This is a genomic window from Streptomyces sp. NPDC059743 (genome assembly GCF_042732975.1).
Taxonomy (GTDB): domain Bacteria; phylum Actinomycetota; class Actinomycetes; order Streptomycetales; family Streptomycetaceae; genus Streptomyces.
The window spans coordinates 551,723-572,501 of sequence record NZ_JBHWGS010000001.1; the positions used below are offsets into that span (position 1 = coordinate 551,723).

Annotated in this window: 16 protein-coding genes and 5 tRNA genes; 12 read left to right on the forward strand and 9 right to left on the reverse strand. The window is 69.1% G+C overall.

Going from position 1 to position 20,779, the window contains the following annotated elements:
- Positions 1 to 122: 122 nt before the first annotated feature.
- The 3 genes from ACFV6H_RS02490 to ACFV6H_RS02500 all read left to right on the forward strand — a co-directional run bounded on the left by ACFV6H_RS02490 (position 123) and on the right by ACFV6H_RS02500 (position 4,461).
- The gene (locus ACFV6H_RS02490) at positions 123 to 2,474 is read left to right on the forward strand and encodes a polysaccharide lyase 8 family protein (protein ID WP_385537929.1); all 2,352 of its coding nucleotides are present in this window, start codon (positions 123 to 125) and stop codon (positions 2,472 to 2,474) included.
- A gap of 152 nt (positions 2,475 to 2,626) precedes the next feature.
- The gene (locus ACFV6H_RS02495) at positions 2,627 to 4,210 is read left to right on the forward strand and encodes an acyl-CoA carboxylase subunit beta (RefSeq protein WP_384793440.1); all 1,584 of its coding nucleotides are present in this window, start codon (positions 2,627 to 2,629) and stop codon (positions 4,208 to 4,210) included.
- A gap of 47 nt (positions 4,211 to 4,257) precedes the next feature.
- Entirely contained in the window at positions 4,258 to 4,461 is a 204-nt protein-coding gene (locus ACFV6H_RS02500) for an acyl-CoA carboxylase subunit epsilon (RefSeq protein WP_066949407.1), read from the forward strand.
- 102 nt (positions 4,462 to 4,563) lie between these two features.
- Here the strand turns inward: ACFV6H_RS02500 and ACFV6H_RS02505 are convergent, their stop codons facing one another.
- From ACFV6H_RS02505 to ACFV6H_RS02540, 8 genes are all read right to left on the reverse strand, one after another.
- Complete coding sequence (locus ACFV6H_RS02505; protein ID WP_031229389.1) at positions 4,564 to 5,145, reverse strand: ATP/GTP-binding protein; 582 nt, start codon at positions 5,143 to 5,145, stop codon at positions 4,564 to 4,566.
- The gene (locus ACFV6H_RS02510; protein ID WP_385537636.1) at positions 5,126 to 5,734 is read right to left on the reverse strand and encodes a DUF742 domain-containing protein; all 609 of its coding nucleotides are present in this window, start codon (positions 5,732 to 5,734) and stop codon (positions 5,126 to 5,128) included. Before ACFV6H_RS02510 ends, ACFV6H_RS02505 begins: the two co-directional genes overlap by 20 nt.
- A 100-nt stretch (positions 5,735 to 5,834) precedes the next feature.
- Positions 5,835 to 6,248, reverse strand: coding sequence for a roadblock/LC7 domain-containing protein (locus ACFV6H_RS02515; RefSeq protein ID WP_026057603.1), 414 nt, complete (start codon positions 6,246 to 6,248; stop codon positions 5,835 to 5,837).
- Positions 6,249 to 6,258: 10 nt separating this feature from the next.
- Positions 6,259 to 9,552 carry a nitrate- and nitrite sensing domain-containing protein gene (locus ACFV6H_RS02520; RefSeq protein ID WP_385537639.1) on the reverse strand — a complete coding sequence of 1,098 codons (3,294 nt, stop codon included), beginning with the start codon at positions 9,550 to 9,552 and terminating at the stop codon, positions 6,259 to 6,261.
- Between the two features lie 337 nt (positions 9,553 to 9,889).
- Positions 9,890 to 10,471, reverse strand: a complete 582-nt coding sequence (locus tag ACFV6H_RS02525) for an ATP/GTP-binding protein (protein ID WP_189282429.1) — start codon at positions 10,469 to 10,471, stop codon at positions 9,890 to 9,892.
- Positions 10,452 to 10,859: a DUF742 domain-containing protein gene (locus ACFV6H_RS02530; protein ID WP_114621845.1), complete on the reverse strand. Its 408-nt coding sequence runs from the start codon at positions 10,857 to 10,859 to the stop codon at positions 10,452 to 10,454. Before ACFV6H_RS02530 ends, ACFV6H_RS02525 begins: the two co-directional genes overlap by 20 nt.
- A gap of 110 nt (positions 10,860 to 10,969) precedes the next feature.
- Entirely contained in the window at positions 10,970 to 11,383 is a 414-nt protein-coding gene (locus tag ACFV6H_RS02535; RefSeq protein WP_030351794.1) for a roadblock/LC7 domain-containing protein, read from the reverse strand.
- A gap of 9 nt (positions 11,384 to 11,392) precedes the next feature.
- Positions 11,393 to 15,088 (reverse strand): nitrate- and nitrite sensing domain-containing protein, encoded by a 3,696-nt coding sequence (locus ACFV6H_RS02540; RefSeq protein WP_385537645.1) that lies wholly within the window; start codon positions 15,086 to 15,088, stop codon positions 11,393 to 11,395.
- A 585-nt stretch (positions 15,089 to 15,673) separates the two neighbouring features.
- Between ACFV6H_RS02540 and ACFV6H_RS02545 the strand changes: the two genes are divergently transcribed.
- From ACFV6H_RS02545 to ACFV6H_RS02585, 9 genes are all read left to right on the forward strand, one after another.
- Complete coding sequence (locus ACFV6H_RS02545) at positions 15,674 to 15,850, forward strand: hypothetical protein (RefSeq protein ID WP_169922741.1); 177 nt, start codon at positions 15,674 to 15,676, stop codon at positions 15,848 to 15,850.
- A 221-nt stretch (positions 15,851 to 16,071) separates the two neighbouring features.
- The gene (locus tag ACFV6H_RS02550) at positions 16,072 to 16,854 is read left to right on the forward strand and encodes a fumarylacetoacetate hydrolase family protein (RefSeq protein WP_385537648.1); all 783 of its coding nucleotides are present in this window, start codon (positions 16,072 to 16,074) and stop codon (positions 16,852 to 16,854) included.
- Positions 16,847 to 18,319: a glutamate--tRNA ligase gene (gene gltX / locus ACFV6H_RS02555; protein WP_385537651.1), complete on the forward strand. Its 1,473-nt coding sequence runs from the start codon at positions 16,847 to 16,849 to the stop codon at positions 18,317 to 18,319. The genes ACFV6H_RS02550 and gltX overlap by 8 nt, the downstream gene beginning before the upstream one ends.
- Positions 18,320 to 18,496: 177 nt before the next feature.
- Positions 18,497 to 19,216 (forward strand): HAD family hydrolase, encoded by a 720-nt coding sequence (locus ACFV6H_RS02560; protein WP_385537654.1) that lies wholly within the window; start codon positions 18,497 to 18,499, stop codon positions 19,214 to 19,216.
- 87 nt (positions 19,217 to 19,303) lie between these two features.
- Positions 19,304 to 19,375: transfer RNA gene (locus ACFV6H_RS02565), tRNA-Gln, on the forward strand.
- Positions 19,376 to 19,394: 19 nt separating this feature from the next.
- Positions 19,395 to 19,467 (forward strand) — tRNA-Glu (locus tag ACFV6H_RS02570).
- A gap of 61 nt (positions 19,468 to 19,528) precedes the next feature.
- Positions 19,529 to 19,601: transfer RNA gene (locus ACFV6H_RS02575), tRNA-Glu, on the forward strand.
- Between the two features lie 25 nt (positions 19,602 to 19,626).
- Positions 19,627 to 19,698, forward strand: a tRNA-Gln gene (locus ACFV6H_RS02580).
- Between the two features lie 18 nt (positions 19,699 to 19,716).
- Positions 19,717 to 19,792: transfer RNA gene (locus tag ACFV6H_RS02585), tRNA-Glu, on the forward strand.
- A 101-nt stretch (positions 19,793 to 19,893) separates the two neighbouring features.
- Here ACFV6H_RS02585 and ndgR read toward each other — a convergent pair.
- A complete protein-coding gene (gene ndgR / locus ACFV6H_RS02590) occupies positions 19,894 to 20,610 on the reverse strand; it encodes an IclR family transcriptional regulator NdgR (RefSeq protein WP_058942291.1) in 717 nt (238 codons plus the stop codon).
- Positions 20,611 to 20,779 lie beyond the last annotated feature (169 nt).

A 20,779-nucleotide genomic window follows, 5' to 3' on the forward strand; every position in this document is an offset into this window, starting at 1 on the left:
CTGCCCCGCTCTCCTCGACCGACCGGAGGGCAGGGCAGCGCCGTTCTGTGCGGAGGACGCGGGGCCCTGTGCTAGACCGGTCTGTACCGCCCGTCCCGAGCGCGGAGGTCTCCGTGTCGCCGCTGTCCTCCTGGTCCCGCCGAGCCTTTCTGGCCTTAACCGGAGCGGGCGCCCTCGGCCTCGCCCGACCGGCCGCCGCCGAACAGCTCGCCGCCGAACAGCCCGCCTCCGCCGATGAGTTCGAAGCGCTGCTGCTGCGCTGGGCGGACCTCCAGCTCGGTACCGGCTACGATTCCGCCGCCGAGCCCTATGCCTCCCGGCTCGCCGAGACCGCCGAACTCGCCGCCGGCTTCCAGCGGTCGATGGCTCCGGCCGCCACCCATCTCTGGCCCGGGATCGGCTTCGATCCGCCCGCCGGAATCACCCGGAGCTACAGCAGGCTCTGGACCATGGCCCAGGCGTACACCCGGCCCGGCACCGGTCTCACCGGTGACACGGCGCTCCTCGCCGATGTCGTGCGCGGTCTCGGCCATCTCTCCGCCACCGTCTACCGGCCCTCGACCACGCCCTACGGCAACTGGTGGGAGTGGCGGATCGGCAGCCCGCGGCTGCTCATGGACATCACCGCCGTCCTCTACGACCACCTTCCCGAGGAGCTGCGCGCCGCGGCCTGCGCGGCCGTCGACCACTTCGTGCCGGACGCGCTCCTCGGCTCGTACGCAGGCGTCAGCACCGGCGCCAACCGCGTCGACCTCTGCCGCTCCGTCGTCCTGCGCGGGATCCTCGGCCGGACGCCCGCCAAGATCGCCCTCGCCCGCGACGCGCTCTCGCCCGTCTTCCCGTATGTCACCGAGGGAGACGGGCTCTACGCCGACGGCTCGTTCGTCCAGCACACCTGGGTCGCCTACTCGGGTACGTACGGACAGGTCCTGCTGGACGGTCTGGGCCGGCTCTTCTCGCTGCTCGCCGGATCCGCCTGGGCCGTCACCGATCCCGGCCGGCGGACCGTACTCGACAGCGTGGAGCACGCCTACGCGCCGCTGATCTACAACGGGCTGGTGATGGACTGCGTCAACGGGCGTGCCATCAGCCGCGGTTACCTCATGAGCGACGAGCTGCCCGTGCTGCGCGGCGACCACTTCCACGGCCAGGGACTCATCGCGGCCGTCGCGCTGCTCGCGGGCGGCGCGTCCACAGGCGAGCGCGAGCGCTGGACGGGCCTGGTCAAGGGCTGGATCGAGCGGGACACGGTGTCTCCGGTCCTCACCGCCCGGCAGTTCGACATCGCCGATCTCGCCCGGCTGCACACGCTCGCCGCCTCGGACGTGCCCGCGCTTCCCGAGCCGGTCGGCCACCGGCTCTTCGCCTCGATGGACCGGGCCGTGCACCGGGGGCCGGGATGGGCCGCCGCGCTCTCGATGGCCTCCGAGCGGATCGCGCACTACGAGTGCGGCAACGGCGAGAATCCACGCGGCTGGCACACCGGAGCCGGGATGCTCTCCTGGTGGTGCGCGGACCGGAACAACGACCAGTACACCGACTGGTTCTGGCCCACCGTGGACCCGTACCGGCTGCCCGGCACGACCGTCTCCACCAAGCGGCTCGCGGACCGGGCCGGGGGCGAGTGGGGCGCGCCGAGGCCCGCCGTACGGTGGGTGGGCGGCACGACCGACGGGACGTTCGCGGCCGTCGGACAGCATCTCAAGGGCCTCGGCTCCAGCCTCGAAGCCCGTAAATCCTGGTTTTTCCTCACCGACGCCGTCGTCTGTCTGGGCGCCGGGATCTCCTGCACCGACGGAGTGCCGGTCGAGACGGTTGTCGACAACCGCAACCTGGGGGAGCACTCCGCCCATGCCTTTACGCTCGACGGCGGCCCGCGCCCGCGCTGGGCCCATCTCGACGGCCATGGCGGCTGGCTCTTCCCGGGCGGCGCCCGGCTCGTCACCCTCGCCGAGGAGCGCGCCGGCTCATGGAACGACATCAACACCTCCGGTTCGCCCGAACGGCGTACACGCCACTACCGGACTCTCTGGTTCGACCACGGCATCGATCCGACATGCGCGGGCTATGCCTATGTGCTGATGCCCGGCGCCTCCCGGCGGGCCCTGGCGGCCCGCGCCGCCGACCGCCACTGGCTGGAGATCCTCGCCAACACGGACGGCTGCCAGGCGGTCGCGGTCCACCCGCTCGGCTGTACCGCCGTCAATTTCTGGCGGCCCGGTACGGCAGGTCCGCTCACCGCGACCGCGCCCGCGAGTGTGCTCGCCGTGGTCCGCGGCCGTACCGCGACGCTCTGTGTCGGTGAACCTCTGCGCTCAGGAAGGCCGCTGGAGGTCCACTGGGACCGGAGAGTGCGGCGTGTCACGGCCCACGACCCTTCGGTCGAGGTGCTCTCGGCCGGGCGTACGCTACGGCTGAGGATCACTCCGGGGACGGCCGGCGCGACCCATCGCTGTCAGATGTCGTTCATCTGACATCTAGGGGAATCCCACAAGAGCCGGGGGTACGTTGCTGTCCGGGAGCCCCGCATCCGGCCGGGTTCTGTCCAGGCCCACCAGGAATACCGCCAGGAGACTGTGTGGAGTCTACGGCGTGTTTTCACCGGTGCTCTTCGTAGGGTTGGCACATGACCGTAGTGGACGAGACGCCGAGCGAGCCCACCGATGCCCGGGGGCGTGTGGCCGAACTGCACGCCCTGCGCGAGACGGCCCGCCGAGGGCCCAGCGACCGCGCGACCGAGGCCCAGAAGGCCAAGGGCAAGCTGACCGCGCGTGAGCGCATCGAACTGCTGCTCGACGAAGGATCGTTCAAGGAGGTCGAGCAGCTCCGCAGGCACCGCGCCACCGGCTTCGGCCTGGAGGCCAAGAGGCCGTACACGGACGGTGTGATCACCGGCTGGGGCACGGTGGAGGGCCGTACGGTCTTCGTCTACGCGCATGACTTCCGGATCTTCGGCGGCGCCCTCGGCGAGGCCCATGCCACCAAGATCCACAAGATCATGGACATGGCCATCTCGGCCGGTGCTCCGCTGGTCTCGCTCAACGACGGCGCCGGCGCCCGGATCCAGGAGGGCGTCTCCGCGCTCGCCGGCTACGGCGGAATCTTCCAGCGCAACACACGCGCCTCCGGAGTGATCCCGCAGATCAGCGTGATGCTCGGCCCGTGCGCGGGCGGCGCCGCCTACAGCCCGGCCCTCACGGACTTCGTCTTCATGGTCCGTGAGACCTCGCAGATGTTCATCACCGGTCCCGATGTGGTCAAGGCCGTCACCGGCGAGGAGATCAGCCAGAACGGCCTCGGCGGCGCCGATGTGCACGCCGAGACCTCCGGCGTCGCGCACTTCGCGTACGACGACGAGGAGACCTGCATCGCCGAGGTGCGGTATCTGCTGTCGATGCTGCCGCAGAACAACCGCGAGAACCCGCCCACGGTCGTCTCCCAGGACCCGGTGGACCGCCGCTCCGACGTGCTGCTCGATCTGGTGCCCGCGGACGGCAACCGCCCGTACGACATGCACAAGGTGATCGAGGAACTGGTTGACGAGGGCGACTTCCTTGAGGTCCATGAGCGCTGGGCGCGGAACATCATCTGCGCCCTGGCCCGGCTGGACGGCCAGGTCATCGGCATCGTCGCCAATCAGCCGCAGTCCCTCGCCGGTGTGCTGGACATCGAGGCATCCGAGAAAGCTGCGCGCTTCGTCCAGATGTGCGACGCTTTCAATGTCCCGATCGTGACGCTGCTGGACGTGCCCGGCTTCCTGCCGGGGGTCGACCAGGAGCACGGCGGGATCATCCGGCACGGTGCCAAACTCCTGTACGCATACTGCAACGCCACCGTGCCACGGATCTCCTTGATCCTGCGCAAGGCGTACGGAGGCGCCTACATCGTGATGGACTCCCAGTCCATCGGAGCCGACCTCACCTATGCCTGGCCCACGAACGAGATCGCGGTCATGGGCGCCGAGGGTGCCGCCAATGTCATCTTCCGCAAGCAGATCGCGGAAGCCGCGGACTCGGAGGCCACGCGCGCTCGGATGGTCAAGGAGTACAAGGCCGAGCTGATGCATCCCTACTACGCGGCGGAGCGCGGACTGGTCGATGACGTCATCGATCCCGTCGAGACCCGTGAGGTGCTCGCGAGTGCGCTCGCGATGCTCCGTACCAAGCACGCAGACCTGCCGTCGCGCAAGCACGGCAACCCCCCGCAGTGACCCTGCGTCCCGCGCCCTCCCGCCGAGAAGACGGAGATACGACCTCCATGAGCGAATCCACGAACGAATCCCTGCTGCGCGTCGAGAAGGGCCAGGCCGGCCCCGAGGAGCTGGCCGCCATCACCGCCGTTCTGATGGCCCGCGCCGCGGCCCGTCAGGACGCCCCGGCCCACCACGGCCGCTCCACGGCCGGCTGGCGCCGTCTTGAGCGCACGCCCGGCTTCCGCGCCCCGCACAGCTGGCAGGGCTGATTCCCAAGGACTCACTCCGCCTGTACGACGAAGGCCCCCGCACTCCTCGGAGCGCGGGGGCCTTCGTCGTGCCTACGTGCATCTGGCCGCAGCCGTGCGGAATTACCGGAGTCGTGCCATGAGGGCGTGTTCGACGAGGGTGATGAGTCCGCTTTTGGCGTCGGCGCGGTGGCGTGCGTCGGTGGTGATGATGGGGGTGTCGGGGCCGATCTGGAGTGCTTCGCGTACTTCGTCGGGGGTGTAGGGCTGGTGTCCGTCGAAGCCGTTGAGGGCGATGACGAAGGGGAGTCCTGAGTTTTCGAAGTAGTCGACTGCGGGGAAGCAGTCGGCGAGGCGGCGGGTGTCGACGAGGACGACGGCGCCGATGGCGCCGCGGACGAGGTCGTCCCACATGAACCAGAAGCGGTCCTGTCCGGGGGTGCCGAAGAGGTAGAGGATGAGGTCTTGGTCGAGGGTGATGCGTCCGAAGTCCATGGCCACGGTGGTGGTGGTTTTGTCTCCGGTGTGGGTGAGGTCGTCGATGCCTGCGGAGGCGCTGGTCATGACGGCTTCGGTACGCAGCGGGTTGATCTCCGAGACGGCGCCGACGAACGTGGTCTTGCCCACGCCGAAGCCGCCCGCCACCACGATCTTCGCGCTGGTGGTTGAGCGGGCTGCACCGCCGCTAGAGCTTGCGAAGTCCACTGAGCACCCTTTCGAGCAGTGTCACGTCTGGCTGGCCACCGACGGCCTCGTCGCCGCCGGGCTGATGGATGGCGACAAGTCCGGCCTCCGCCAGGTCGGCTACGAGGATCCGGGCCACGCCGAGAGGAATGGAGAGGAGCGCCGAGATCTCGGCGACCGATTTGATCTCGAAACAGAGCCGGCAGATCCGCTGGTGCTCGGGCAGTTGCCCATGGAGCTGGGACGGATCGGCCGTCGTGCTGACCAGTGCCTCGATGGCGAGCTGGTACCGCGGCCTTGTCCGGCCGCCGGTCATGGCGTACGGACGGACCAGCGGGTTGTGCGTATTCATGGGAGCGGGCTGCTCCTCGGCGCGCCGCGGCGGTACCGGCTGGATACGGGGCCGCCGCGGCCGGTCGTACGGCTGCCGCTGAGGCGGTTCGTACGGCTGCTGCTGGGAATGGTAAGGCTGCTGCGGGCGTCCGGCGCCCTGGCCGGCCACCTGACCGCTGGGCGCGGAGGGGAAGTTGAAGCGGTTCCGCGCATGCTCGCCCGGGGACCGCTGTACACCGTCGTAGTCATAGGGATGTCCGCCTGGGGGTGTAGCCACGTTTCCTCCTCCGACTGCCGGTCGCCGGGCCGATGCTGACGGACCTGTGGATCCGCGCCACCGCACCTTAATGGTGCGGTGGCAGGCAGCGCACTGTCTGTCAGTTGAGCAGACTTCCCTGGAGCTCGGCCCGGAGATCCGGGGTGAGGACCGTACCCGCTCGGTCGACCAGAAGTGCCATCTCGTATCCCACCAGACCGATGTCGGCCTCCGGGTGGGCCAGGACGGCCAGGGAAGAACCGTCCGAGATGGACATGATGAAGAGGAAGCCCCGCTCCATCTCGACGACGGTCTGGTTGACGGCACCGCCTTCGAAGATCCGGGACGCCCCCGCGGTCAGCGAGGTCAGACCGGACGCCACGGCCGCGAGCTGATCGGCGCGGTCGCGCGGGAAACCTTCGGACATGGCCAGCAGGAGTCCGTCGGCGGAGACCACCACCGTGTGGGACACCCCGGGGGTGTTGTCCACAAAGTTGGTGATCAACCAGTTCAGATTCTGCGCCGCCTGGCTCATCGGGCTCACACTAACGCTCCTGGTTGTAGGTACTGCCCGGGCCATGGCCCGGTCCGTTCGTGTCCGCTCCCGCGTTACGGCCCCGCTGGACGCCCCGCCGCAGGTTGCTCAACCTGCCGCGGATGTCCTCGGGGGCCCGGGAGACCTGGGTGCCGCCCTGCGAGGTCTGCTCCGCAGCTCCCTCGATCAGATTGGCCTTGGGCACCCGGCGAGGGAGACCGGACGAGGTGATTCCGCCCGCCTTGGGCTCGCGGAGCTTCTCGGCCCGGTGCCAGCGCTCGTCGTTCCTCGAACGCCAGTCGTCCGAACCGGCCGCCTCGCTCTGCCCGTTGCCCTGGCCGCCGCTGTGCGCGCCGCCCTGGCCGTTGCCGAGACCGTTCGACGGCGCCGGGGTCACCGGTGCGGTCGGTGCGGCAGGTCCGCCGTCCTGTCCCGTCGGCTGCCACTGCTGCTGCGGCTGGCCGCCGCCCCGGCGCGGCAGCCCCGCGTCCGTCAGCGTGTGGCTGCTGCTTGGGGACGGGCCCGGACGGTCGAAGCCTACGCGGTCCTGAGCGATCTCGGGAGCGTCGGGGACAGATTCCGCTTCCGTTGGCCGGTGGGCTTCGTAGGTGTCCTGATACGTGCTCTGACCGGCCCACTCGTCCTGCTGGGGCTGGGCGGCGAAGGCGCTCTCGTAGGGCGTCTCCGGGCTCTGCGGCTCCGGGTGGACGGCTTCCGCATACGGCTGGGCCAGAGGCTCCTGGTATGCGTTGTAGCCGGAATCGGGTGCCGGGAATCCGACGGCGGGATCGACGGGCTGCTGGGGCGCGTAGCCCTGCTCGTACGAGGCCTGCTGCGGCACGTACCGGCCGTCGACCTCCTCGCGGTAGTGGCTGTCGGTCCCGTCGCCGAAGACGGGCTGTCCCTCGCCCGTGGAGGTGCCCACCTCGGCCCGGCGCTCCTCGCGCCTGAGCGTGCGGTTGACGGGATCGAGCGTGCGGGAGCCGTTGTCCGCCGCGTCCTGGGCCGCCTGGTTTTCGTACCGCGAGTCGTCGAAGCCCAGTTCGGCCGCGGTCAGCATCGGAGCGCTCTGGAAGACCGGCTCGTCGGCCGGGTCCGGCTGGTCCGGGATGAGCTGCGAGACGGTGAAGTCGTCGGCCGGGAGCGGTTCGCCGCCACCGCCGTGCGTGATCGCGTCGGGGAGCATCACCAGCGAGGTCGTACCGGCCTGCTCGCCCGAGGGACGCAACTGGACACGGATACCGTGCCGGTCGGACAGCCGGCCGACCACGAAGAGTCCCATGCGCTGGGAGACGGTGGCGTCCACGGTCGGCGGATTGGCCAGCTTGTGGTTGATGTCCGCGAAGTCCTCGGCGGTGAGCCCGATGCCCTTGTCATGGATCTCGATCATGACTCGGCCGTCGGGCAGCCTGGTCGCGGTGACCCGGACCTTGGTCTGCGGCGAGGAGAACGTGGTGGCGTTCTCCAGCAGCTCGGCGAGCAGATGGACCAGGTCGGTCACCGACTGGCCGTGGATCTCGGTCTCGGGGACACCGGTCAGCTCGATACGCGCGTAGGACTCCACCTCGGAGGTGGCGGCGCGGAGCACATCCACCAGCGGCACCGGCTGGTTCCAGCGGCGGCCCGGCTCCTCGCCCGCGAGGACGAGGAGGTTCTCGCCGTTGCGGCGCATACGGGTCGCGAGATGGTCCAGCCTGAAGAGGTTTTCGAGCTGGTCCGGATCGCCCTCGTTGTTCTCCAGCTCGGAGATGAGGGTCAACTGGCCCTCGATCAGCGACTGGTTGCGGCGGGAGAGATTGGTGAAGATCGCATTGACGTTTCCGCGCAGCATCGCCTGCTCGGCGGCGAGCCTGACCGCCTCGCGGTGGACCTGGTCGAAGGCGCGGGCGACCTCGCCGATCTCGTCACGCGAATCGATCGGGATGGGCTGTACCCGGGTGTCGACCCGGCCGGGCTCGGTACGGGAGAGCTGGTCGACCAGCATCGGCAGCCGCTGCTCGGCGATACCGAACGCGGCCGTGCGCAGCTCCCGCATCGAGCGGCTCATCTGCCTGGCCATCATCCCGGCCAGGATGAAGGCGGCCAGCAGGGCGATCACCACGATGGCGCCGTTGGTGATCGCGTCGTTCCTGGCGTTGTCCGAGATCTGGGCCGCGTCCGCCACGGCCTTGTCGACGAGGTCCTTCTCCAGGACCGTATAGCCGTCGAACTTGGCGGTGGAGGCGGCCATCCAGGCCTCGGGTGTGACTCCGCGCCGCGCGAGCTGCTCGGGGCTGGCACCGGTGGCGATCGCCGCCACCATGCCGTCCAGGACGGAGCCCTCCAGGCTCGGCGGTGCGACGAAGTCCTCGCCCGCGGCGGCGGCCTGCTGCTGGGCCGCCGTGAGCTTCTTGGCTCCCTCGGCCGCCTTCTGCGTCATCACGTCCTGGAGCCTGACCGTGTCCTCCGACGTACCGCCGGAGACATACTCGCCGACGGCGATGTCCTCCAGATAGGCGTACGAGGAGAACGCGATGGTCTGGCCGTTCCTGACATCGTTCTTCTGGCTCGGCCTGACCAGCAGATGCGTCCCGATGGAGCGCTGGAGCGACTCGGCGGCCTTGGCGAGCTGGATCGCGTAGACGGTACGGCCGTAGCTGGTGATGTTGCCGGTGCCGAGGCCCAGTTCGTTGGCGAACTCCATGAGGGAGTGCTGGACCAGCACATAGCCCTCCTCGGTCGCCACGGGACCGCCCTTGCCGCCGCTCTTGTCGGCGGTCTCGACGGCCTCGATGTACGCGCTCTTCCTGAGGGCCACGAGCTTCGGCTCCTCGGCCCTGAACAGGCTGAGACGGCGCTCCAGACCTTGCTTGGCGGGCATGTCCCGGACCGCCAGGTCGAACTTCTTCTTCGCGGCGTCCGTGGCGGCGCGGGCCCGGCCGACGACCGGTGCCTCCGCGTCGCCGGTCAGCAGCGGCTGAGCGGTGAGATCACGCTCGTTGAGCAGTGCCTGGCCGTACTCCGAGGCGGCCCTGACGACAAGCGCCGTGCGCTCGGCGTCCTGTGCTTCCTGCCAGGTGTCGATGGAGCCCTTGACCTGGAAGCCGCCCATCACCAGACCGACCAGCACAGGGATGAGGAGAATGGCGTTCAGCCGGGTCGGCACCCGCCAGTTGCGCGGCGAGAGCGGGCTCGTGCTGCCGGCGGCGCCGGGCGCCGGCGGTGAGCCGGACGTCGCGGCCACAGGCGGCACCGCTGCGCGCGGCGGCGGGGTGAAGTTGCCCCGCGCCTGCTGCTCCGCGGAGCTCGTCTTGCTTCGCCTCACTCGACCAACAACCTCTCGGCGTCGGCACCTACGTTTGTGCCGTGTTCTGTTCAGGGCCGTACTTCGGGAGTTGTCGAATTGCAGCACGAGGACAGGTCCCATTCCAAACAGCAGGAATCAGCCATTCCGAGTGGTCCAGGCCTCACGTAAAACGGGCATAAAGAACGAGCCCCGTCAAAAGGCGGGGCTGATGTGAGCGCAGCGGCACCGGACGAGTGCGTCGGGTGTCCGGAGTCCGTGAATTCTCTGTCGAAATGTTATGAACATGGAGGCGGGCTGTGTCGAAGGACATAGCCCACCTCCACTGGTGTCTACGGCAACTGCCGTACGCGGACGTCTACTTGAGTCGTGCCATGAGGGCGTGTTCGACGAGGGTGATGAGTCCGCTTTTGGCGTCGGCGCGGTGGCGTGCGTCGGTGGTGATGATGGGGGTGTCGGGGCCGATCTGGAGTGCTTCGCGTACTTCGTCGGGGGTGTAGGGCTGGTGTCCGTCGAAGCCGTTGAGGGCGATGACGAAGGGGAGTCCTGAGTTTTCGAAGTAGTCGACGGCGGGGAAGCAGTCGGCGAGGCGGCGGGTGTCGACGAGGACGACGGCGCCGATGGCGCCGCGGACGAGGTCGTCCCACATGAACCAGAAGCGGTCCTGTCCGGGGGTGCCGAAGAGGTAGAGGATGAGGTCTTGGTCGAGGGTGATGCGTCCGAAGTCCATGGCCACGGTGGTGGTGGTTTTGTCTCCGGTGTGGGTGAGGTCGTCGATGCCTGCGGAGGCGCTGGTCATGACGGCTTCGGTACGCAGCGGGTTGATCTCCGAGACGGCGCCGACGAACGTGGTCTTGCCCACGCCGAAGCCGCCCGCCACCACGATCTTCGCGCTGGTGGTTGAGCGGGCTGCACCGCCGCTAGAGCTTGCGAAGTCCACTGAGCACCCTTTCGAGCAGTGTCACATCCGGCGTGCCGCCGGCCTCTCCGTTGCCCGGCTGGTGGATCGCCACCATGCCCGCCTCCGCCAGGTCGGCCACCAGAATGCGGGCGACGCCGAGCGGCATCGTCAGCAGGGCCGACACCTCCGCCACCGACTTGACCTCACGGCACAGGTGGCAGATCCGCTGGTGCTCGGGGAGCAGGGTGGCGAGATGCGCCGGGTCTGCTGTCGTACTGACCAGCGCCTCGATGGCGAGCTGGTACCGCGGCCTCGTCCGGCCGCCGGTCATGGCGTACGGACGGACCAGCGGCTGGTCGCCCTCAGATCCGTACGACGCGTCCATTGAGGCGCCGTACGGATCGTGAGAGGCGGGTGGCGGGGTCATGAATCCTCCGGGCGTGACAGCAAGATGTCTGCGTGCCGTCTGACTTGGCCGGTGGGGGGCCGGTTTGGCGGCCTGACGGTGATGGAGCTGGGGCGGTGCCTGGGGGAGCCTCAGTGCAGCAGGCTTCCCTGAAGCTCGGCGCGCAGGTCCGGCGTGAGGACCGTACCGGCGCGATCGACCAGGAGGGCCATTTCGTACCCCACCAGACCGATGTCGCACTCGGGGTGGGCGAGCACGGCCAGGGAGGAACCGTCCGAGACGGACATGAGGAAGAGGAAACCACGCTCCATCTCGACGACGGTCTGGTTGACCGGGCCGCCTTCGAAGATCCGGGACGCCCCCGCGGTCAGCGAGGTCAGACCGGACGCCACGGCCGCGAGCTGATCGGCGCGGTCGCGGGGGAAGCCCTCGGACATGGCCAGCAGAAGTCCGTCCGCGGAGACCACCACCGTGTGGGACACCCCAGGGGTGTTGTCCACAAAGTTGGTGATCAACCAGTTCAGATTCTGCGCAGCCTGACTCATCGGACTCAACTAACGCTCCTGCTGGTGAGAGGTGCCGAGGTTGAAGCTGCCGGTCGCCGGGCCGGTGTTGCCCGCCTGACGACCTTGCTGGATACCCCGACGGAGATTGGTCAGCCGGCCGCGTACGTCAGCGGGCGCACGCGAAACCTGCGGACCGGCCTGGTTGTTCTGTTCCTGCGCGGTACCGGGCACCAGGTTGGCACGCGGCACCCGGCGCGGCAGGCCGGAGGTGGTGATACCGCCGGCCTGGGGCTTCTTGACCCGCTCGGCCTGGCGTACCAGCTCGTCGTTGGGCGACGTGCGCCAGGAAGAGGTGACGCCCGCGCCGCCCGCGCCCGAACCGTTGGCACTGCCGAGACCCGGGAAGCCCGAGCCGTTGGTGCCTGAGCCCTGGGCGGGCTCGCGCCGCGGGATCGGATCCCGCCGCGACTGCTGAGGCTGCTGGGAGTGGGGCTGCTGCGGGGAGTGCGGTGCCTGGTACTGCTGGCCGCCGCCCTGCTGCGAGCCGTGACCGTGGAACCAGTTGGTCTCCAGGTTGTCGTACAGCGGAGTGCGGCCGTCACCGGGACCGGCCGGCGGCAGCGCCTCGGGCTGCTGCTGCGGCGGCAGGCTCTGCGGACGGTAGCCGCCCTGCGGACCGGATGCCGGGGTCCGCGGCGCGTTGAAGTCCTGCTGGGCGTTGTAGTCGTAGTCCCGCTGCGGAGCGTTGTACTCCGACGGCGTACGGAAGTCGGACTGCGCGCCGTAGTTCTGCGGGGAGTTGTAGCCCGCGGGAGCGTTGAAGTCCGGACGGGGGAACTGGGCCGTGGCCGCCGCGTCCTGAGGTCCGCCGCGTCCCGCGTTCATGTCGGGCCGCGGCCCGTTGAAGTCGGGACGCTGGAACTCGGACGTGGAGCCGGGACCTTGCCCGTCCGCCGGCCGGGCGTACTGACCGCCGGTGTCGTGCTCCTCGTGGCCGCGCGGGGCGTCCGGCGAAGGGCGCTGACCGGGCTGCTGGTCGCTGCCCCAGCTCGTGGTCTGCGGGCGCTGCGGCTGCGGATTGCCACCGGGCAGCTCGGCGCGCGGTCCGCCGGGCGGCGGAAGCTGCCGGCCGCGGTCGGGAGCGCCGCCCTGCTGGAAGGCGTTCTGGGCGCGTCCGCTGAAGCCGTTCTGGCCGGCCGGAGCACCGGGATGGTCCATCCGGCCCTGGCCCTGGCCGCCCTGAGGCTGGCCGCCGCCCTGACTCTGAGCTTGGCCCTGGTTCGGACCGTTGAAGGCGTTCTGGCTGAAAATGCTGGACTGTCCCGCGCCCTGGCCCTGGCGCTGCGGGTCCTGCGGTCCGCCCTGCGGGCCGCCCGAGCCGTCACGGGACGGCAGCGCGGCACGCGGGCTCGCACCCGTGAGCAGCCCGGGGCCGCCGCCGGGTGCGGCGCCGATACCGGGACGGCCGCCACCGGCCGCACCGGGAGCGCCGGTCAACTGGCCGCCGGCGGCGGGCGCCTGGCCCACGCCGTTCTGGCCGCCGGGAGCGCCGGGCGCTCCGGGCCTGCCCGCAGGAGCCTTCTTGCCGCCGTGCGCGACATCGACCGGCAGCATGACCAGCGCGGTCGTACCACCGGAGTCGGAGGGACGGAGCTGAATCCTGATGCCGTGACGCAGGGACAGCCGGCCGACCACGAACAGACCCATGCGGCGCGAGACCGAGACATCCACGGTGGGCGGCGAGGCGAGCCGCTCGTTGATCGCCGCGAGGTCCTCGGGCGAGAGACCGATACCGGTGTCATGGATCTCGACGAGCACCCGTCCGTCCGGCAGCGCGTGACCGGTGACGCGGACCTTCGTCTGCGGCGAGGAGAACGACGTCGCGTTCTCCAGCAGCTCGGCGAGCAGGTGCACGAGGTCGTTGACGACACGTCCGGCGACCTCGGTCGCCGGGACCGAGGCCAGTTCGATGCGCTCGTACTGCTCCACCTCGGAGGCGGCGGCACGCAGGACGTCGACCAGCGGTACGGGCCTGGTCCACCGGCGGCCCGGCTCCTCGCCCGCGAGGACGAGAAGGTTCTCGCCGTTACGGCGCATACGGGTCGCGAGGTGGTCCAGCTTGAAGAGCGAGGAGAGCTGGTCCGGGTCGGCCTCACGGGACTCCAGCTCCGAGATCAGCGAGAGCTGACGCTGGATCAGGCCCTGGCTGCGGCGCGAGAGGTTGGTGAACATCGCGTTGACGTTGCCTCGCAGCAGAGCCTGCTCGGCGGCGAGACGGACCGCCTCGCGGTGCACGTCGTCGAAGGCCGCGGCGACCTTTCCGATCTCGTCCCGGGAGTGCACACCGACCGACTCGACGGAGGTGTCGACATCCTGCGGGTCCGACTCGGAGAGCTGCTTGACCAGTTCGGGCAGCCGGTCCTGGGCGACCCTGGTCGCCGTGTCCTGGAGCCGGCGCAGCGAGCGGATCATGGAGCGGGCCACCACGAAGGCACCGACCAGCGAGACACCCAGCACCAGCAGGATGACCAGACCGTTGATGAACGCGTCGCGCTGCGACTGGTCGCGCAGTTCGCGGGCCTTGCCCTCCATCTCGCCCAGCAGCGTGGCCTCGATGGTCTTCATCGCGTTGATCCGGGTGGACGCCTGGTCGGTCCAGTCCAGATACGAGCGGTTCGGCTGCTGCGCCATACCGTCCGGAGTGCCCAGCACCCGCTCGGCGTACTTCTCGGCCGCTCCGATCTCCGGGTTGCCGTTGCCGTTGAGCGGAGCCATCAGCTCCTCGGCGTCGCCGCCCATGGACTCGTACAGCGAGCTGAACGAGGCGAGGGCGTTCTGCTCCTTGGTCGCCGCGGCCAGACCGTAGAGCCGGTCGCTGTCGGTGAGCTTGCCCTTGGTCCTCAGGTCGGCCGGCAGCGCGGCGGCGATGATCGCCCGCTGGATCGAGGCGTACTCCTTGGCGGACGAGAAGGCGGCCAGCGCACGGGTCCGCTTGATCATGTCCGGGTTGCTGGTCGCCTGCGCCATGTCCTGCGAGAGGCTCAGCAGCGAGTCGATCAGTACGCTGTACGCGTCGACGGTCAGCGAGTCCGACGCCGACGTGTAGGCGCCCTTGCGGATGTCGTTGATCTTGTTGACCTGGGTGGCGATCTGGTTGACGTTGGAGCGGATGCTCTCCAGCGCCTCGTCGCCGTCCGTGTTGCCGATGTCGACCGTCGCGGCGAGGAATGCGTTCTTCGCGCGTGTGGTCTTGTCCCGGCGGTCCTTGACCTTGTAGTTGCTCGGCGGTGTGCCGTTGGTGAGCGGACCTGCCGACTCGTCACGTTCCGCCTGGAGCGCGGCGGCGAGGTTGGTCGCCTCCTTGGTCATCTTCGTCAGCAGCTGCATGTGCTCCAGCTGCTGCATGTCGTTGAGCGACTGGTTGATACGGAGCCCGCCCAGCGAGGTCGCCGCGACCACCGGCAGCGTCAGCAGCGCCACCAGGCGAGTGCTGATGCGCCAGTTGCGCAGGGCTATCCGTGAACCGGCGTCGCCCGGCACCGAGTTGGTGGACAGTGACGGAGTCACGGCCGAAGCGCCGCTGCCGCCCTGTGCCGTGCCCGTGGACCCGCCTCTGCCGCCACTCTCACCCGAGGGTGCCGGGCCCGGGTTCTGGGTGTGCTGGGGCGAGGAGCCGCGGTCGGTTCCGCCGCGGGGCTCCTGCTCCGCCGCAGCACTGCTATCCCTCTTGAAACGTCCCTGCACTAGCGTCGCAACCTCTGGACCAGGCGCCCCTCCGCGAACGGCGGGACGGTGTCGGCGTCTTGGGGCGCAGAACGCTCCCCATGGTGGTCGTGAGTGACCGGCGCTGCTCCCCTTCCCCGCCGCCACTCGGCGCTGCGTTGCGCCCCTGCGCGCCGGCTTGTAAACCCGCGGCGGTGGGGGGAATTCCAGCACAGTGCAGGATCTCCAACAAGGGCCATGGGGTGGCGAGTGGCCTGAATGACACGGTGTGAGCGCCGTATCACCAGCCGTAGAAATGGTTCACGGAGGAAACGGACTTTTATTGACGAGCCACTTACGGGTGGGGGGTGTCCCAGTACTGATGATCAGGAGCGGAATGTAACGTTCAGTAGCGCAATGTCCGTTTCCATGACCATCATATGACCGTCGATCGCTGACCGTAATGGGGGAAATGCCCGGCGAGTCGTGAGCAAACTCACATGGAGATCGCCGATGGATCCCGGCTTCGGCGGGGAATCGGATGTTTAGCCTGGCGCTTTACAGAGACGGCACATCCGACAAGCGGCGCTCCGGCGCCCGTACTCCCGACAAGGTCTGACACCACAGATGAAGACGACGATGATGTTCCGCACCACCGCCAATCCACGGCGCACCACGCTGGCGCATCTCAAGGACGCCGAGGAACTGGCTCCCGCGGAGCAGCAGGAACACCCCGTCGCCCTGCCGAACCGGACTGCCAATCCCCGCCGTACGACCCTCATGGACGCACCGACCGCGCCGTAAGTTCCCGAAGGTCCCGCCCGGCGCCGTTCGTTGATCCACTTCTGCCCGCACTGTAGTACGTGAGGTGGCCGTTCTCGGTACCCGAGGCGGCCACCTCATGTGTGAGCGGGCCGGGTGAGCGGGCCGGGACGGCGCCTGGGACGGCCACCGCGCGCCCCGCGCTAGCCTGGAGCGTCAGTCTCCGGCACAGCCGGCAACAACCAGAGGGGCGGCAGCATCCCGTGCGCATCGCCAGATTCTCCATCGACGGCAATGTCGCCTTCGGCGCGGTCGAGGGCGAAGGCAGCGACCCCGCCGGCCTTGTCCTCGACATCATCAAGGGCATTCCGTACGCCGACTTCGAACTCTCCGGCACCAAGGTCCCGCTGAGCAAGGTCCGCCTTCTGCCGCCCGTGATCGGCAACAAGATCCTGGGGATCGGCCGTAACTACGCGGACCACGCGAAGGAAATGGGCAACGCGGTCCCCGAGGTGCCCGTGGTCTTCCTCAAGCCCACGACCGCGCTGATCGGCACCGGCGACGCGATCGAGTACCCCACCTTCTCCGACGAGGTCCACTACGAGGCCGAACTGGCCGTCGTCATCGGCCGGATGTGCCGCGAGGTCCCGCGCGAGCGCGTCAAGGACGTGATCTTCGGCTACACCTGCGCCAACGACATCACGGCCCGCGACGCCCAGCGCGCCGAGAACCAGTGGTCCCGGGCCAAGGGCTTCGACACCTCGTGCCCGCTCGGTCCCTGGGTGGAGACCGACCTCGATCCCTCGGACCTGACCATCCAGTGCACGGTCAACGGCGAACAGCGCCAACTCGGCCGTACGAGCGACATGATCCGCTCCATCGAGGACATGATCGTGCACATCACCGAGGCCATGACGCTGCTCCCGGGCGATGTCATCCTCACGGGCACCCCCGCCGGGGTCGGCCCACTCGGCGTCGGCGACGAGGTCGCCGTCACCATCGAAGGCATCGGCACTCTCACCAACAAGGTGATCAAGCGTGGCTAACGGACCCGTCCGTGTACGTTTCTGTCCCTCGCCGACCGGCAACCCCCATGTGGGCCTGGTCCGCACCGCCCTGTTCAACTGGGCCTTCGCCCGGCACAGCGGCGGCACCCTGGTCTTCCGTATCGAGGACACCGACGCGGCGCGCGACTCCGAGGAGTCGTACGGACAGCTCCTCGACTCGATGCGCTGGCTCGGGCTCGACTGGGACGAGGGCCCCGAGGTGGGCGGGCCGCACGCGCCGTACCGTCAGTCGCAGCGGATGGACCTCTACCGCGACACCGCGCGGAAGCTGCTCGCGGCCGGGCACGCGTACCACTGCTACTGCACCACCGAGGAGCTGGACGCCCGTCGCGAGGCGGCCCGCGCGGCCGGGCGCCCGTCGGGATACGACGGCCACTGCCGCGATCTGACCGAGGAGCGCAAGGCGGCGTACGAGGCGGAGGGACGCACCTCCATCGTCCGCTTCCGGATGCCGGACGAGCCGATCACCTTCACGGACCTGGTCCGTGGCGAGCTCACCTTCACACCGGAGAACGTGCCGGACTACGGCATCGTCCGCGCCAACGGCGCGCCGCTCTACACGCTCGTCAACCCGGTCGACGACGCGCTGATGGAGATCACGCATGTGCTGCGCGGCGAGGACCTGCTCTCCTCCACACCGCGCCAGATCGCGCTCTACAAGGCGCTGATCGAGCTGGGCATCGCCAAGGACATCCCGGCGTTCGGACATCTCCCGTATGTCATGGGCGAGGGCAACAAGAAGCTCTCCAAGCGCGATCCGCAGGCGTCGCTGAACCTCTACCGGGAGCGCGGCTTCCTGCCCGAGGGCCTGCTCAACTATCTGTCCCTGCTGGGCTGGTCGCTCGCCGCGGACCGCGACATCTTCACGATGGACGAAATGGTCGCCGCGTTCGACATCGCGGACGTCAACGCCAACCCGGCCCGCTTCGACCTGAAGAAGGCCGAGGCGATCAACGCGGACCATGTCCGGCTGCTGGATGTGAAGACCTTCATCGAGGCGTGCGGGCCCTGGCTGAAGGCGCCGTACGCGCCCTGGCCGGCGGAGTCCTTCGACGCTGCGGCCTTCGAGGCGCTGGCTCCGCTGGCCCAGACGCGGCTCACGGTGCTCTCGGACATCACCGCCAATGTCGACTTCCTCTTCCTGGACGAGCCGGTGACGGACGAGGCGTCCTGGGCGAAGGCGATGAAGCCGGGCACGGACGCGCTGCTGGAGACCGCCCGTACGAAGATCGCCGAGGCGGAGTGGAACACGGAGTCCCTGAAGAACGCGGTGCTCGCGGCCGGTGAGGAGCACGGCCTCAAACTAGGCAAGGCCCAGGCCCCGGTCCGTGTCGCGGTCACGGGCCGCACGGTGGGCCTGCCGCTCTTCGAGTCCCTGGAACTCCTGGGCCGCGAGCGCACGCTGTCCCGTATCGACAGGGCCCTGGCCGAACTGAGGGCGTAACCGCCAGGGGGCCGGGAGCGGAAACGCTCCGGGCCCCCGGCCCGGCGGGTGCCGAGTGCGGTATGCCGATTCGCGCCGTGCTCCGGGACATCGATGACACGCTCTTCGATGCTGTGTCCATCGGGGGACGCCCCCCGAACCCCCAGCAGGGGGCCGGTCCGGGGTAGCGTCGGCGGTATGCCGATTCGCGCCGTGGTCTGGGACATCGACGACACGCTCTTCGACTACAGCAGTGCTGACCGCGCGGGCCTGCGGGAGCATCTGGCTGCCGAAGGGCTGGCCGGCCGTTACGGCTCCGTCGATCACGCGCTCGCGCGCTGGCGGGAGATCACCGATCAGCACTGGGCGCGGTTCGCCGCCGGGGAGACGGACTTCCAGGGACAGCGGCGCGACCGCGTCCGTTCCTTTGTGGGCGCGGAGCTGAGCGACGCCGAGGCGGACGGCTGGTTCGACCGGTACATCGTTCACTTCGAAGCCGCCTGGACGCTCTTTCCCGACAGCGTCGCCGTGCTCGACCGGCTCGCGCCCGACTACCGGCAGGCCGTCCTGTCGAACTCCAGCCTCCGCAACCAGGACCGGAAGCTCCGCATCCTGGGTGTACGCGATCACTTCGAGGCCGTCCTGTGCGCCGCTGAGCTGGGCGTTTCCAAGCCCGATGCCGCCGCCTTCCATGCCGCCTGCGACGCGCTCGCGCTGGATCCGCACGAGGTGGCGTATGTGGGCAACGAGCCGGACATCGACGCGGGCGGCGCCGTCGCCGCAGGACTCGCCGGGGTCTGGCTGGACAGGGACGGCCTCGGCGGGCGTCCTGAGCTGGTACGGATCACCGATCTCGGCCAGCTTCCGGGCCTGCTGCGCGGCGATACCCGTTTTGGAGCCATGTCCGCGATCGGGTAATGTTCTTCCTGCGCCGCCCGGGAGGGCCGAGAGGTCCGGCCGGAAAGCGCAAGCCAAATAAGCCCCCGTACGGGGGTTGAGTTTTGGTGGGCTATGGTGTAATTGGCAGCACGACGGTTTCTGGTTCCGTTAGTCTAGGTTCGAGTCCTGGTAGCCCAGCGCAGATGTTCTCTGCAACGCCCCCGTTGTGTAGCGGCCCAGCACGCTGCCCTCTCACGGCAGTAGCGCCGGTTCGAATCCGGTCGGGGGTACAGATCCTTCTCTCCGACGCCTTCGGGTCGCACCCGGACACGTCGATGCAGGATCGCTAGGGCCCCCGTTGTGTAGCGGCCTAGCACGCCGCCCTCTCAAGGCGGTAGCGCCGGTTCGAATCCGGTCGGGGGTACGGGTCCGGAAGGACCGAACGACCATGGGCTATGGTGTAATTGGCAACACGACGGTTTCTGGTTCCGTTGTTCTAGGTTCGAGTCCTGGTAGCCCAGCGCAGGATTTTCTGCAATGCCCCCGTTGTGTAGCGGCCTAGCACGCTGCCCTCTCACGGCAGTAGCGCCGGTTCGAATCCGGTCGGGGGTACCACACAGGGAAGGCCCTTCGTACGCGAAGGGCCTTCTCATATGTACATCCCCAACTGCCGCCGCTGGAAGGCCTGACGGCCGCCGCGCGACGGGGGAGGGGCTTCAGCCCGAGCGCCGCAGCGCCTCGCTCAGCCGTCCCGCGGCGTCGATCACGGCCTGCGCGTGCATACGGCCCGGATGCCGGGTGAGCCGCTCGATCGGTCCGGATACCGAGACCGCCGCGACCACACGGTTCGACGGTCCGCGCACGGGCGCCGAGACCGAGGCCACGCCCGGCTCGCGCTCACCGATCGACTGGGCCCAGCCTCTGCGCCGTACGCCCGAGAGCGCCGTCGCCGTGAAACGGGCTCCCTGAAGACCGCGGTGCAGCCGCTCCGGTTCCTCCCAGGCCATCAGGATCTGCGCGGAGGAACCGGCCTTCATCGTCAGCGTGGAGCCGACCGGGACCGTGTCCCGCAGCCCCGAGAGTCGCTCCGCGGCGGCCACGCATATCCGCATGTCGCCCTGCCTGCGGTAGAGCTGCGCGCTCTCGCCGGTCACATCCCGTAGATGGGTGAGCACAGGTCCCGCCGTGGCCAGCAGCCGGTCCTCGCCGGCGGCGGCGGCCAGCTCCGCCAGCCGCGGTCCGAGAATGAACCTGCCCTGCATGTCCCTCGCCACCATCCGGTGGTGTTCCAGTGCCACGGCCAGCCGGTGGGCCGTGGGACGTGCGAGCCCGGTCGCCGCGACCAGCCCGGCGAGGGTGGCCGGACCGGACTCCAGAGCGCTCAGTACCAGAGCAGCCTTGTCGAGAACGCCGACGCCGCTAGAGTTGTCCATGAAACGATACTTGCGTCTCACTCTGTGAAACGCAAGTTCAATTTCCCAAGGAACTTGCCAACCTGTATGTACGGCCCGCGGACCACGGGCCTTCAGCCGGCGTTCGGATACGTGGGGAGCGGACGCGGGCCCATATGTCTCTAGGAGTGCCGGACACGACGGACCGGCC